Source organism: Dyadobacter ginsengisoli DSM 21015, from assembly GCF_059568735.1.
This window is the reverse complement of the sequence record NZ_JCANTY010000002.1, coordinates 966,317-980,563: the sequence shown is the minus strand read 5'-3', so window position 1 is coordinate 980,563 and position 14,247 is coordinate 966,317. Positions and strand designations below refer to the sequence as shown.

The 14,247-nt window shown below is 51.1% G+C and carries 9 protein-coding genes; 7 read left to right on the top strand and 2 right to left on the bottom strand.

Annotation, left to right across the window (positions count from 1 at the left end):
• Positions 1 to 48: 48 nt before the first annotated feature.
• The 5 genes from BP71_RS10245 (at position 49) to BP71_RS10225 (ending at position 9,420) form a co-directional block, all read left to right on the top strand.
• Positions 49 to 1,317 carry a M14-type cytosolic carboxypeptidase gene (locus BP71_RS10245; RefSeq protein ID WP_496378745.1) on the top strand — a complete coding sequence of 423 codons (1,269 nt, stop codon included), beginning with the start codon at positions 49 to 51 and terminating at the stop codon, positions 1,315 to 1,317.
• Positions 1,318 to 1,555: 238 nt separating this feature from the next.
• Positions 1,556 to 5,359: a PQQ-dependent sugar dehydrogenase gene (locus tag BP71_RS10240; RefSeq protein ID WP_496378743.1), complete on the top strand. Its 3,804-nt coding sequence runs from the start codon at positions 1,556 to 1,558 to the stop codon at positions 5,357 to 5,359.
• A gap of 37 nt (positions 5,360 to 5,396) precedes the next feature.
• Positions 5,397 to 6,794, top strand: a complete 1,398-nt coding sequence (locus tag BP71_RS10235) for an enolase C-terminal domain-like protein (protein WP_496378741.1) — start codon at positions 5,397 to 5,399, stop codon at positions 6,792 to 6,794.
• On the top strand, positions 6,791 to 7,936 hold the full coding sequence (locus BP71_RS10230) for a plastocyanin/azurin family copper-binding protein (RefSeq protein ID WP_496378739.1): 1,146 nt from the start codon (positions 6,791 to 6,793) through the stop codon (positions 7,934 to 7,936). The genes BP71_RS10235 and BP71_RS10230 overlap by 4 nt, the downstream gene beginning before the upstream one ends.
• Complete coding sequence (locus tag BP71_RS10225; RefSeq protein WP_496378737.1) at positions 7,933 to 9,420, top strand: DUF7133 domain-containing protein; 1,488 nt, start codon at positions 7,933 to 7,935, stop codon at positions 9,418 to 9,420. The genes BP71_RS10230 and BP71_RS10225 overlap by 4 nt, the downstream gene beginning before the upstream one ends.
• A 42-nt stretch (positions 9,421 to 9,462) precedes the next feature.
• On the opposite strand, the gene BP71_RS10220 is transcribed toward BP71_RS10225, so the two are convergent.
• Positions 9,463 to 9,720, bottom strand: a complete 258-nt coding sequence (locus BP71_RS10220; RefSeq protein WP_496378735.1) for a (2Fe-2S)-binding protein — start codon at positions 9,718 to 9,720, stop codon at positions 9,463 to 9,465.
• Positions 9,721 to 9,929: 209 nt separating this feature from the next.
• Between BP71_RS10220 and BP71_RS10215 the strand changes: the two genes are divergently transcribed.
• Positions 9,930 to 11,096 (top strand): tail fiber domain-containing protein, encoded by a 1,167-nt coding sequence (locus BP71_RS10215; RefSeq protein ID WP_496378734.1) that lies wholly within the window; start codon positions 9,930 to 9,932, stop codon positions 11,094 to 11,096.
• A 40-nt stretch (positions 11,097 to 11,136) separates the two neighbouring features.
• Positions 11,137 to 12,576: a T9SS type A sorting domain-containing protein gene (locus BP71_RS10210; protein WP_496378732.1), complete on the top strand. Its 1,440-nt coding sequence runs from the start codon at positions 11,137 to 11,139 to the stop codon at positions 12,574 to 12,576.
• A 71-nt stretch (positions 12,577 to 12,647) separates the two neighbouring features.
• Here the strand turns inward: BP71_RS10210 and BP71_RS10205 are convergent, their stop codons facing one another.
• Positions 12,648 to 14,243 (bottom strand): RagB/SusD family nutrient uptake outer membrane protein, encoded by a 1,596-nt coding sequence (locus tag BP71_RS10205; protein ID WP_496378730.1) that lies wholly within the window; start codon positions 14,241 to 14,243, stop codon positions 12,648 to 12,650.
• Positions 14,244 to 14,247: the final 4 nt, after the last annotated feature.

The window sequence follows — 14,247 nt, the reverse complement described above, 5'->3', positions numbered from 1 at the left end:
ATCAAGGATTCCATAAAATGGAGAAGGCCCGCAATTTTCGTCAGGCATATGTATAGCTATTTTTTCAGGAAGAATTTACCGGGAATATTTTTGTTTGTGCTGATCCTCGGCACCCCGGGAGAAGCATTTGCGAATTTCCACCTGTTTGCCGGATACAGGGTACCGGCAACGGATTCAATCAAGCCACCCTCGGTTTTCGTCCATACCGGTTTCGAAAACGCCTCGCCGGCCAATTGGGAGATCGATTCCGCCGGGCGTGTGATAGTGAGCCTGGTATACGATCATGAGCGATTTTCGCCTAACCGCGCCAACAATCACTGGCATTTTAAAGTAATGGCACCGGTAGGAACGGAAGTCACTGTGGTGCTGCGGAATTTTGAGAATGTGTGGAACAATCAGCCTTCCAGAATTATCTCGAAACGTTCGCGGGTATGTATTTCCTTTGACAGGAAAAACTGGGAAAGCCGTGAAACAAAGATTTTGGAAGACAGCAAGCTGACTTTCAATGTTAAAATGCAGTCGGAAAGTGCCTGGATCGCGAGTGTGGAACCTTATACGGTAACCGACCTTTCCAATTTTCTGGAATCGATCAAATCACACCCGCTGGTGAAAATAACGGGGGTTGGGAAGACGGTGGAAGGTCGGCCGCTGGAAGTTGTCAGGATTGGTTCCCCATCTGCTCCGAAGCGCATCTTCATCCGAGCTCGTGCACATGCATTTGAATCGGGTGGGAACTGGACAGTCGAGGGCCTGATCAAACGCATTTTGAAAAATGATGCTGAGGTGAAAAAGTACCTAAAAAGGTATTGCCTGTACATTATGCCGATGGCGAACAAAGACGGCGTCGTGAGAGGCAAGACGCGGTTCAATGCCAATGGTTTCGACCTGAACAGAAAGTGGGACAAGCCCGCGGACCCTGAAATTGCTCCCGAAAATTATGCCCTGGAAATGTGGCTGGGGCAAATGATCAAGAACAACAAAAAGCCCGATCTGGCGATTGATCTGCACAATGACCCCGGTGGGCAACTGCACATTACCCGTCGCGAGGGGGATCACAGTGGCTATCTGCGCAACATGGAAAAGCTCGAAACGCTGCTCCGAAAGCACACCTGGTTTACCGAGGGAAGTACGAAAGCTACTTTTCGAAATCCAGGTTCGCTAGGCGACGGACTGCTGGACAGGTACGGCGTACATGCGGTCGTTTACGAACTGAACTACGAATGGATTGCGGGACTCAACAAGGCCCCGCTCGCCGCCGACTGGCTATCGCTGGGCGACCAATTGCCCGAGGTTTTTTATAACTATTTTGAAAAATAGCCTGGGGCAATATACCTGAGTTATACAGGTACAGCGCACCGCAACATATGTAGAAATCACCATAGTGAAACAAAAGAGAAGGTGCAGCGCACCGTAATATTTGTAGAAATCACCAAAGTGAAACAAAAGGAAGGTGCAGCGCATCGCAATATTTTGCAAAACCCCGTAATGACCGTGCGATAGTCATGCATCTAATATGATCATAAAGAATTGATTTTTAAAACAATAACGGTATAAGATGAACAAATTGATATGGATCCTGGGGCTCTTTTTCAACGTTATTTTTTATCAAAGCCCAGAAAAGCAAACCCCGGGAAAACACAACTTTTCGCAAACGTCAGAAACATACGGACTGGATTCCACGCAGCTGGAATTGAAAGTCGTTGCCGGGCAGCGCAACGTGCCCTGGGAGCTGGTTTGGGGGCCCGATAATTGGATATGGTTTACGGAACAGGATGGAAAGGTTTCCAGACTTAACCCAAAATCCGGGGAAATCAGGGAGGTGTTGCAGCTCGATGATTATTACCGGAAGCGATTGGGACTGATGAGCATGGCCTTGCACCCCGATTGGAAATCGAACCCGCATGTTTTTATCAACTATTCACACTTGAAAGAGGATTCGTCCATTGTTTCAAAGCTCGTCAGATATACGTATGACGGAAAACGATTGATAAAGCCGCTTTTGCTGAAAGAAATTCCGGGTTACCTGGGGCACAACGGCTCCCGACTGGTGATCGGCAAAGATCGTAAGCTATTATGGGCGACTGGTGATCTGAAAAAAAAGGAGGGAGTACTCGACCCTGCGTTCGCGAATGGAAAAGTGCTGCGCTTGAACCTCGACGGAAGCATTCCATCCGATAACCCGTTTCCGGGAAGTCCGGTTTGGGCCATGGGATTCCGTGTGCCGCAAGGCCTGGCACTTACACCGAAAGGGAACCTGTTTATTGCCGAACACGGTGATGCAACTGATGACGAAGTGAATCTGATAACCCGCGCGGGCCATTATGGCTGGCCGGAAATCGCAGGGAATCCCGATCAACCCGCAGAGGCCAGCTATGCCCGGGCACACCACACGACCACGCCTTTAAAAACCTGGACACCGACCATCGCGCCGGCCGGAATGGATTATTACAACGGAAATGCTATCCCGGAGTGGGGAAATGCACTCCTGCTCACCACCTTAAAAGATCAGAGCTTACGTGTACTCAAACTGGATCCTGCAGGCGCGAAAATCGTGGAGGAAGAGATTCATTTTCAGAACCAGTATGGCAGGCTTCGCGACATTTGCGTGTCGCCCGATGGGGATATTTACGTTTCCACCAGCAACCGGGACTGGAATCCTCCGGCGCATTTCCCGGTCGCAGCGGATGATAAAATCATACGCATTTCAGCCATTGGTAAAATGACAAAAATGCAGAGGAGCGAACGGGCCGCAAAGGTAGCGTCATCGGAAAAAGCGACATTGTATGCCCAGTTCTGTGAGTCATGTCATAAAAAAGACGGAAAGGGATTGGAAGGCGAATTCCCTTCGTTGGTCGGTTCTACGAAAGTCGCGGGTGACCAGAACGATCTTTTAAAAATATTGCTCCATGGATCCGCTTCGAAATCCGCACAGCAAATGCCGTCGTTCGCTTTCCTGGACAATGCGCAGATTTCGTCAGTTGCCAACTATGTCCGGGCCAATTTCGCGCATGTGTCGGCCAGGGTTTCGCCGGAAGATGTGATGAAAATGAGGAGCGAAATGCCGGGCACCGCTCCATTGATTTTCGACAAAGATCTTTCGTACACGCTGCTGGACGAGGCGCACCGTTTTGTGGAAAAGAAAATTGTGGAAAGTGGCCAAAAGCGCGGGCAATACTGGAATCGCAACTTCACTTCACGTAATGCCTACGAAGCCTCCGTCGAACCCAACCGCAAACGCTTCCGAAAAGCATTGGGTATAGACGAAAAGGGCCTTGAAAATACCAATTATAACCTTGGACTGCCCGATAGGCGCTCCGACGTTGGTATGGAGCGGTTTGCTTACTACCGTGATTCGGTCCTGGTGGCCGAGACTTCAAAATATCGCGTTTACCAGGTGCGATGGCCGGTATTGAACCGGATTTCGGGGGAGGGGCTGCTGCTTGAACCGAAGGGTAAGGCAACTGCCACTGTGATCGCTGTTCCCGATGCCGATCAGACGCCCGAGCAGCTCGCCGGCTTGGCTGAGGGGATCGCCCCGCATTCACAATTCGCCCGCCACCTCGCCGAAAATGGCATGCGCGTGCTGGTTCCTACCGTGATCGACAGGTCACCCGTGTTTCCCGGTGAGCCGAAAGAGCAGACTAAGCGCGAATGGCTCTACCGGCAATCCTATCACATGGGCAAGCACCTCATCGGCTTTGAAGTGCAGAAAGTATCCGCGGTGGTGGATTGGATTGAACACACTTACGGAGCTGATGAAAACATTGGCGTTGCCGGCTATCTCGAAGGCGGACTGATTGCTTTTTATGCAGCGGCAGTCGACCCCCGCATTGATGTAACTTTGGTTAGCGGATATTTTCAATCGCGTGAAAACGTATGGGATGAGCCCATTTACCGCAATGTTTGGGGGCTGCTCCGGGAATTCGGGGACGCCGAAATAGCCAGTCTGATCGCCCCCAGGCCATTCGTTGTTGAATATAGCGGCATACCGGAAATCTGGGATGGTAAAAAGCCTGACTCAGCCAGTCTGTATAAATACTCGGCATACAAGGGCCATTTAAAAACACCGGATTTTGAAAATGTGGGCAATGAATTCAAAAGGATAGATAAGCTTTTGAAGCCCAATTTTCAGTTCCGCGAACTGGTAAGCAATGGGACAAATAGGCCTGCCGAGTTTGGGTCGAAGGAAGCACTTGCTGTTTTTTGTAAGAAACTGGGAAAAGCTAACTTCCTGGCGATGTCGGGTGAAATTCCCAAAGACAGCCGTAACTCATTCAAACCGGCCGACCGGCAATACCGGCAGGCCAAGGAAATAGACGATCATGTGCAATGGTTGCTGCGGGTGTCGGACTACGAGCGAAATAATTTTTTCTTATACAAAGTAATACCTGAGATCGGCACCAGAACGTGGAGTACCAAAAGTTATCATCCCTATTATCCTGTTGCCCCGTTCGTCGAAAAATCAAAACCTTTCAGGACCATTTTCCAAAAAGAGATCATCGGGGAATTTGGTGATAAACTGACAGACCCGGAGCCCCAAACCCGCAAGATCTATGACACCGTAAAGTGGACAGGATATGAAGTGGTGCTGAAGGTGTTTGACGGGTTATCGACCGCCGGGATTTTATTAATTCCCAAAGACATCCGGCCCGAAGAAAAACGGCCTGTCGTGGTTTTGCAGCATGGCCGAAACGGCGTGCCGAGCACGGTGATTGAGGGGAACACCAGCTATAACGACATAGGAGCCCGCCTGGCCGACCAGGGTTTTGTGGTTTTTGCACCGTTTGGTATTTACAACGGCGAAGACAGATATCGTTGGCTTGGCCGTAAGGCAAATACGCTCCAAAAAACGATGTTCTCATTCGTACTCGCGCAACACAGGCAGATTCTCAGTTGGCTGCCGACGCTTCCTTACGTGGATAAAAACAGGATTGCATTCTACGGCAAAAGTTACGGGGGCGAAATGGCGATGCGCATTCCTTCCATTTTGGAAGGGTATTGCCTGTCTGTCTGCTCGGGCGATTTCGGAGACTGGAGCCGTAAAGTGACGGACACCTACTGGCACAACAGCTTTATGAATACCATCGAATGGGAGATGCCGTATTTCAATATGGGAAGTACATTCAGTTATGCCGAAATGGCTTATCTGATCGCCCCGAGGCCGTTTATGGTAGAGCGGGGGCACGACGACCTGGTGCAGCCGGATGAGTGGGTCGCCTATGAGTATGCCAAAGTAAAATATCTGTACGACCAACTTAACCTGGGTGAAAAAACGGAGATAGAGTATTTCAATGGCGGGCACGCGTCGCGGAACGAAGGGGTTTTTAAATTTTTACACAAACATCTGAACTGGCCCTGAACGGGCGCTATCAGATCCTGTTTTCAGATCAACCGGCATGTTATCCAGAAGAGACTTTCTCACCACCTCAGTTCCGGCCGGAGTAGCCGGACTTTCCGGCCTGGCCGCATTACCTGCATGGGGCAGGCAGGAAAAAGCAGAAGATTTAAAAATGATCTCGATCCAATCGGTAGACTCGAATTTTGAGCGGGAAAAACTTATCCGCCCTTTCGGTTTTAAAGGTGGGTATATGACCGAAATGTGGCAGTCGGCTGTTCGCCTGGAATCAGAATCCGGGATCAGTCAGATTGGTGTCTGCACGCAGAATGTGTTGTACGCCGATGCCGATGTGTTTGCGGCCCACTCGGAAGCGGGTGGCAACGCGCTCATGTATAGTCTGACGGAAAAGGCTTTGCAAATCATCAGAAAAACAGGATTTCGGGACCCGGTCTCGCTCATCGATACCATTTTGCCGGAGGTGTACATGGAAGGCCAGCGGCTTACAGGGAAACGTGGGCTCAACAAAATATTCGCGTTAAATGCGCTGATCGGGATAGACAATGCCGCCTGGCTATTGTATGCGGCTGAAAACGGCTTCCGGGATTTCGACGCCATGGTGCCGCAGGCCTACAAGCAGGCGCTTGGCTACTATAATGACCAGGTCGCGGTCATTTATCTGGCTTCGTATGGCTTACCGATAGCAGAACTCAAAGAGGCTGTGCAGCAAGGTTATTTTGTCATAAAAATTAAAATCGGCCAGCCCGGAACACAAGCTGAAATGCTTGAAAAGGACAAGGCTCGTTTGACGGAGGTTCACAATGCCATAAAAAATGCGCGGACTCCTAAAACCAAAACCGGGAAACTGTTTTACACGCTGGATGCCAATGCCCGGTACGAAAAGAAAGAAACGTTCCTGCGCCTGCTCGATCATGCCAAAAAGATCGGTGCGTGGGAACAGATATTATTGATCGAAGAGCCGTTGACCGAAATTAATGACGAGAACGTGGCGGATATGGGAATCCGGATCGCCGCGGATGAAAGTGCCCACGATGAGGCAGGTGTCTTACGGCGACTGGAACAGGGTTATGGAGCCCTGGCGTTGAAAGGTATCGCCAAAACGCTGAGTCTGTCCATGAAAATGGCCAGGCTCGCACACGACCGTGGAATTCCCTGCTTGTGTGCGGATCTTACCGTAAATCCTATCCTGATCGACTGGCACAAAAACCTGGCGGCGCGGCTCGCGCCTTTTCCTGATTTGGGAATGGGGCTTATGGAAACCAATGGAAACCTGAATTACCTCAATTGGGAGCAGATGATTAGCTATCATCCGCGCAGGCAGGCGCCCTGGACTGTTGCCAGGGAGGGCGCTTTTCACCTGAATGCTGATTTTTTTGCGCAAAGCGGCGGTATATTTCAGCCATCGGTACATTACCAGAATATGTTCAAAAAAGCATGAAAATAATGCGAGCCCGTAAAGCATATATGTTTCTTATTGTCGTCCTGATGGCGCATATCCACACGCCATTTACCTCGGCGGCAGACCCGGTTGTGATTTCGATCAATGCGGTGGCAGGCCTGCAATTTGATCTGGTGCGGTTTAAAGTCAAGCCGGGAAGCTCTGTGAAACTGATCTTTACCAACAATGACGATATGAGTCATAATCTTGTCATTACCCTCCCGGGCGCCCGGGAGGAAGTCGTAAATGCTGCACTCAATCTGGGTGATAAGGGGCCGGGGCAGCATTTTATTCCTGAGTCCCCGAAAATCTTATGGTCTGTTCCGGTGCTTTCGCCGGCGGAAAGCAAGGTCGTAACCTTCGACGCGCCGGCAGAAGAAGGTGTTTACCCATATGTGTGTACGTATCCGGGCCACGGGTTTATCATGTATGGGGCGATGTACGTGACCAATGGTGATATGCCGCCGATCGGGGAGGATCAGCATATTGATGCCAGCCGCCGCACGGAATCGACAGCTGGAACCGGCAAGTCGGGGCACGATCATGGACAAGCCGTGACGGGAGCCGAGCTAACCCGATCGGGGCATCCCTATAACCCGGTTGCACCCTATATGTACCGTGTTTTCATCGAGGGGGCAGGGCCGGCCGCGATTGCAGTGAGGCTGCCGCATGGGTTATCCTATTGCTGGGACGCAGGGAGTTGCCGTTTGCGCTATGCCTGGGCCGGGGAATTTCTGGATCTGACTGATTTTTGGAAAGGACATCAGGATGCGCAGGCCAAGGTAATGGGTGAGATTTTTTATCAGGACCAATCGGCGTTTCCGCTGCGTGTAGGCAGTTTTGACAAGATCCCAAAATCAAAATTCAAAGGCTACCGGCTGGTGAACCGGTACCCCGAGTTTTGCTATGAGCTCGACGGCATTGAAATCTACGAAATGCTGATCCCTAAGGAGGATGGTACGGGATTGATCCGGAAATTCAGAATACCTGAATCGGATAAGGCAGTCTGGTTCACTTTCTATCTTGAGGATGGGGTGATCTATACCACGTCAAAAGGTAAGCTAATCAGGAAGCGCATCAAACTCACGCCGGCGCGGGAGTTTTCAATTATTATGACTAAAAAGAACAACTCCGAGCCATGATTTACCAGTTTATCATTGTTTTGATAACCTTCTCCCTGTCGATATCAGGATTAATGTCGCAGGAAGGCGACAACGGGTCGTACCGCATAGAAACCATTCCGATGCCCGAAGGGCTTGTTGGTGAGACGGGTGCCATCGACTTCCTGCCGGATGGCCGCCTGGTAGCCTGCTTCCTGCGGGGAGAAGTAATGATTTATTCGCCTCAAACTAAAAAATGGCAACTATTTGCGGAAGGCTTACACGAGCCGCTGGGCATCTGCGTTGTCAGCAGCTCTGAATTTCTGGTCATGCAGCGTCCCGAGTTGACCCGCATTAAAGATACGGACGCTGACGGGCAGGCGGACCTCTATGAAACTGTCACAGACGATTTTGGCATTTCCGGCAACTATCACGAATACAACTACGGCCCGTTAAAGGACCGAAATGGCAACTTCTTCCTGGCATTCAACACCGCCTCACACAGGGGGCAGGTAATGAAAGAGTCGCGAGGCGTAATTGATACGATCAGCAAAGCATATTCCAAACAGATGTTCTCTCCTGTGCCATACCGCGGCTGGATCATGCAGCTCACACCGGAAGGCCGCCTGATTCCATACGCCAGCGGGCTTCGTTCTCCGAACGGCATGGGATTCGATCTGAAAGGAAACTTGTTTGCCACGGATAACCAAGGGGATTGGGTGGGCACTTCACCATTGTATCACGTGGTTAAAGACCGATTTTACGGACATCCGGGCAGTTTGGTATGGAAAAGCGACTGGAACCGGGGCGACCCGTATCATATTACACCGGAGGAACTGAATAAAATGCGCACCAAACCCAGCGTGCTGTTTCCGCATAATATCATCGCGAATTCTATTACGCAACCGTTATGCGACACCACCAATGGAAAGTTCGGGCCTTTTGCCGGACAGTTTTTTATTGGGGAAATGAACCGGGGAAGGATCGTTCGTGTGATGCTGGAAGAAGTCGGAGGGGAGTTTCAGGGCGCATGCATTCCTTTTTTTGACGAAAATGGTTTGCGGAAGGGGAATAACCGTCTGGCATTCGCCCCGGATGGCAGCCTGTGGGTAGGGCAGGCCGAACATGGCTGGGCGGGTGATAAGGGCATTCAGCGGATTTCTTTTACAGGCTCGGCGCCGATGGAAATACATACCATGCATTTGACAAAGACAGGCTTTGAATTGACGTTTACCAAACCGGTGGATCCGAACGCCGCGATCGATCCCAATAATTACAGATTCCGCAGTTACTTTTACAAATACCACAAAGCTTACGGATCGGATCAGTTTGATGTGAAGTTTGTTCCTGTGAAGGATATCCGTGTTTCCGGAGATTTTAAGAAAGTATATGTAAGTTTGCAACAGTTACAGGAAGGCTACATTTACGAATTGACACTCGACCATATCAAGGCGGCGGATGGCACACCCCTTGCCCATAATATCATTTGTTATACCGCAAACAAATTGAACCCGGCTGGCGAATAGCAGGAAAGAGCTTGGAGGATGGTTTTGGGGTCACTGCCCTGTTTAAGCTTCGTTTACCCGAATAGATGCATCCGCCAGGCTTTCATTTACAGCAAGTTCACATGAAAGTATATCCTTCCCATTGAGCTGTACCAGGCAGGTCCCGCAGCTGCCCATTCCGGAGCACAGTCCAAAACCAGTGATAGGTAAAGTATCTGCTATAAGGGTCATTACGGAGAAATATTGCGATTTCATGACCTTCACAGGATATTGCTGCCCTTTGAAAATCAGCGAAAATGTTATTTGATGCTTATCGGTCATGGCACAATGGCTTTAATCGCTCCATTCAAAAACAGTACTATGAAGATGATGAATTTCGGAAACATCTTTGCAAAACGTTTTCCTAAGGCAGAAATTTAAGTCAGTGAACTTAAACTTTAATGACCACATAAGAAGTAATTCGAAAACCACTAGTGAACTATGTTGTTTCTTAGGTAATATTGGAACTTCAATTAATCCTAATATTTACTATGAAAGCGCAACAAAGCAGCCGCCTGGCCTCGGGGCGGATTTCACTCAATGATCTGAGATCTTCATTTGTAAAGACAATTGCAAGAGCGATAGCTGTGCCGTTTGCATTATCGGTTTCTTGTGCACAAACGCCTGATACGCTGGTAAGTGTGCGAGACGGTGACCAGAATGTGCGGATGACGGTGTTCAAAACCGGCGCATTTTTGCTTGGCGGACAATTCGATGGTCTCGGTCCGACGATTCCAGCGACAGGGCCCGGCACGCGTATGCTATGGTATCCGGAAAAGGCGGCTTTTCGTGCAGGTGTAGTAACCGGCGCACAATGGGACGAAGGCTACACCGGCCTGTATAGTGTTGCTATCGGACAGGACGTGCGGGCGTCGGGTGACAATAGTACGGCCTTTGGACTCCGGGCCGTAGCAGCCGGCTCTTCGTCTTTCGCTGCCGGTGAACATGCAACCGCCACAGGTACGGCGTCCGTGGCATTGGGATACCATTCCCACACCAATGCCAGGCAAGGCAGCTTTGTGTTTTCCGATCGCTCGTCGGTCGATACGTTGCGGGCGGGTGTCAACCATTCTGCAAACTGGCGTGTGAGTGGTGGCTTCCGGACTTTTACCTCGTCCAACCTCAGTACCGGGGTAACAATCCAGAGCGGGGCTTCCGTCAGTAACTGGGGACAATCCGGTGCTGTTATTTCTACTTCTACCGGGGCTATGCTGACTACCGGCGGCGTCTGGCAGAATAGTTCGGATGTAAATCGCAAGCACTACTTCGAACAGGTTTCCGGTGAGGACGTCCTGGAGAAGCTCCGCAAAATGCCCGTTACCCGCTGGACCTACAAGGCTGAGGCCGACAATATCAAGCATATAGGCCCCATGGCGCAGGATTTCTACCAGGCATTTGGCTTAGGGGCTGACAATCGAAGCATTGGGACGGTGGATGAAATGGGGGTGTCGCTGGTAGCAATCAAGGCTTTGGAGGAACGTACACGTAATCTGGCAGGCGAGATGGAGAGCCTGAAAGCCGACAATGCCGAGCTCCGGCAGCTGCTGAAACAGAACGACAAACCCTGGATAGGTCCGGGGGCGCTGGCGATTGGTTTGCTGGCCGGGGCAGCTTTGATGGGCCTGCTGATACGTCGCCGTTCGGCAACGTCGTATTGAGTCCGGATTTTAACGCTAATGTGTAAAAAAACAGATCCAGATGAAAAAAATATACTTAATGGCAGCCCTGAGCACGGTGGGTGCGGCATTGCATGGGCAGGGGTTGGTCAATAAAGGAGGCGTCTTATCCATCAAAAACGGAGCTACATTGCTGATCAGGGGCGCCATGCAGATGGATAGCGGCGATCTTGCCAACGACGGGAATCTCTTGCTCGGCGGAAACCTGACCAACCACCAGGCGATGACGGTAGCCCATAGCGGCACGATCGTATTAAAGGGAAATGCAGTCCAGAGCATAAACGGAACAGAACCTTACCTGGCGCACCACCTGACGATTGATAATGCGGCAGGCGTGATGTTGGACAATACGGTGCGGACCACGGGGACAGTCACTTTTGCGAACGGCGTAGTCGGGGCCGCAGATCCGTCCAAGCCGCTGGTTATTGCCGATGGCAGTGTAGCGACCGGGATATCCGATGCAAGTCATGTCAATGGCTATGTGGTCAGAGAAGGTACGGGGGCTTTCACTTATCCGGTGGGTGACGGCGTTCGGTATCAGCCTGTGCAAGTGGACCTGACCGATAACAGCGCCGGTTTGTCGGTGCGGTATATGGCTGCTGACGCCGGTACCGCCTCATTCACGACCACCGGGGCTTCAGCAATCGCGCTGGACGCCTATAACAATGAGGAGTATTGGGATCTTAACCCGATCGGGACAGCTACGGGAACAGTGACGATTACGTGGGACGATTACCGTAACCCGTCCATTACGACATCAGATACCGTGCAGGTTTTCAGGGTAGCACACAAAACCGTCGACGGATGGGCCAATGAAGGCACGATTGCCTCGGGTACGATCAGTGCGGGGAGTGTAGTGAGTGCGGCGCTGTCGTCATGGAGCCCTTTCACGGTGGGAAGTATTCCCGAGCGCGCGCTACCCGTTACCATGGTAAGCTTTACCGCCCGGGAGGCAGAGGGGAAAGCGATCATTGAATGGCGTACGACCAGCGAGGTTAATGCGTCGCATTTCGAGATTGAGCGCAGTGTTGATGCGAAACGGTTTGAGAAAATAGGGGAGGCGGCTGCCGGCGGCACCAGCAACAGCGAGCTCAGCTATTCCTTTGTCGATCACGCATTCGGCTACCTGGCACCGGTACTATATTACCGGCTGCGCTCGGTGGATCAGGACGGTAGTTTCAGTTTGACCCGGATTGTTTCGCTTCGTCGCGGCGATCGTGCCCTGCAAGCAGACGTTTATCCTAATCCGGTGCGAAAGGCAGGAACAGTTACGGTCGAGACCGATTTGTCCCAGGAGCAGATCAGCGTTTGGAATAGCTCAGGTCAAAGGCTCACCGTTCCTGTAATCCGTCGCAGCACGAATGTAGTTCAACTGAATGTGTCCGGCTTGTCTGGTGGCGTGTATCTTCTCCGTCTGGATACAGCCCGCGGGGCGGTGACGAGGAAATTTATAGTGGAATAGATCTGGGGAAGTCAAAAAGGGGGTGCCGGAAAGGTTTTTTCCGGCACCCCCTTTCAATAGAATGGCATGACTTAGTTCCAGGCGTTGTTTACATCTTTGGCAACGTTAGGGTTGTAATTCTTTTCAACATCGGGAATCGGGAAAAGAACATTTTTGTCCTGGAAAGGTTGTTTGCCATCGCCAGGCTCTGCGGCACGTTGGGCATTGATCGCCTGCTTGGCAATTCCCCACCGGATCAGGTCGAAATACCGGCTTTGTTCTCCGCAAAGTTCAACCTGGCGCTCACGCATCAGGACTTTCATTGCATCTGCCTGCGATCCCAGCGCGGTGTAAGCAAGTGCGCCTGAGCGTTTTCTTACCTGATTGATCAGCGTCAGGGGCTCGCTGCTGGTTTTTCCCTGCTGAATATAAGCTTCTGCAAGCATCAGCAGGACATCGGCAAAACGGATCACCTGTCCGTTAATCGAACTTTGCGGCCCTCCGTAAGAGGCAACTTCGTTATAGTACTGGTATTTTTTCCAAACGTAATAGCCCTGCGGGTCATCTGCCTTGAATGGAAAATCGATTGGCCCGCCTGCACATTTCTGGCAATACTGGGTGTCACCACCGCTTTCCTTGCTACCGTAAAAGGTGAACTTGGCGCGCGGATCCACATAATTTGTGCCAGTGGCCGGGTTGGCGTATTGAAATGCCTTTACAGTGGTGGTCGGCACGTAAACGTTAAACCAGTCTTTGAAACCATATTCCTGCGCACGATCCGAATGGCTTGCTTTCCCGCCCCAGGTTTCCTGCCCTCCGAAAACGTAATACTGGTTGCCAATTCCCCAATCGGTCCATTTGGCATTCATGATCTGGAAGATGTTTTCCGGGCTGCTTTGATTCGTGGAGCTAAACAGGTTTTCATACGATGGATCCAGCGAGTAGGTGAAGGGAGCGCTCGTCAGCTGGGCCAGCGTCGTTTCGGCCTGTGCCCATTTTTTCTGGTACAGATACGATTTGCCAAGCAAAGCAACCGCCGCACCCTTGGTAGCCCTGCCCAAACCAGTCGCCGCATCATATGATACGGGTAGATCGGCCGCTGCCAGTTTCAAGTCGTTTTCGATGGTGCTCCAGATCGCTTCCACAGAGGCGCGCGAGGGATAATTGTTGGTCACGGTGCTGTCGTAAGCAGTGATCAACGGTGCCTTGCCCCACAGATTAACGATATTGAAATAAGCATAAGATCGCAAAAAGCGCGCCTCTGCAATATATTGTTTCGCGCTCTGCTGATCGGCAGCGCCCGTGGGATTCCATACGCCCGCCCGGTCGATAACCACATTGGCACGGAGGATCATCCGGTAAAGACTGTTCCAGAGCTGACCGATCTGTGCCTGGCTGGTGCCGAATGAATAGTCGGCAAGCTGGGCCATATCGCCTTGCAGGTTGGTCGTTTTCTTCGCCTCATACCCGAGCAGGTCGAAAATGAAGTAGTACTCGCGCGACCAAAGCCCGTTATGTAACAAAGTAGCATAGGTAGCGATCACCGCCTGGTTGAGCCCTTCGGACGATGTAAAGTAGGTCTTGTAATCGTAACTGCTCTGGCTTTCTAAGTCCAGTTTTGATTCATCGCACCCGGCCAGCTGGATTACGGCCATAAGTCCGGTCAAATAATATATGATCTTTTTCATGTTA

What these genes read in the sequence shown, in the direction of transcription:
- BP71_RS10245 (WP_496378745.1), top strand. Translation starts at nt 49, where the DNA reads ATGTATAGCTATTTTTTCAGGAAGAATTTACCGGGAATATTTTTGTTT.
- BP71_RS10240 (WP_496378743.1), top strand. Translation starts at nt 1,556, where the DNA reads ATGAACAAATTGATATGGATCCTGGGGCTCTTTTTCAACGTTATTTTT.
- BP71_RS10235 (WP_496378741.1), top strand. Translation starts at nt 5,397, where the DNA reads ATGTTATCCAGAAGAGACTTTCTCACCACCTCAGTTCCGGCCGGAGTA.
- BP71_RS10230 (WP_496378739.1), top strand. Translation starts at nt 6,791, where the DNA reads ATGAAAATAATGCGAGCCCGTAAAGCATATATGTTTCTTATTGTCGTC.
- BP71_RS10225 (WP_496378737.1), top strand. Translation starts at nt 7,933, where the DNA reads ATGATTTACCAGTTTATCATTGTTTTGATAACCTTCTCCCTGTCGATA.
- BP71_RS10220 (WP_496378735.1), bottom strand. Translation starts at nt 9,720, where the DNA reads ATGACCGATAAGCATCAAATAACATTTTCGCTGATTTTCAAAGGGCAG.
- BP71_RS10215 (WP_496378734.1), top strand. Translation starts at nt 9,930, where the DNA reads ATGAAAGCGCAACAAAGCAGCCGCCTGGCCTCGGGGCGGATTTCACTC.
- BP71_RS10210 (WP_496378732.1), top strand. Translation starts at nt 11,137, where the DNA reads ATGAAAAAAATATACTTAATGGCAGCCCTGAGCACGGTGGGTGCGGCA.
- BP71_RS10205 (WP_496378730.1), bottom strand. Translation starts at nt 14,243, where the DNA reads ATGAAAAAGATCATATATTATTTGACCGGACTTATGGCCGTAATCCAG.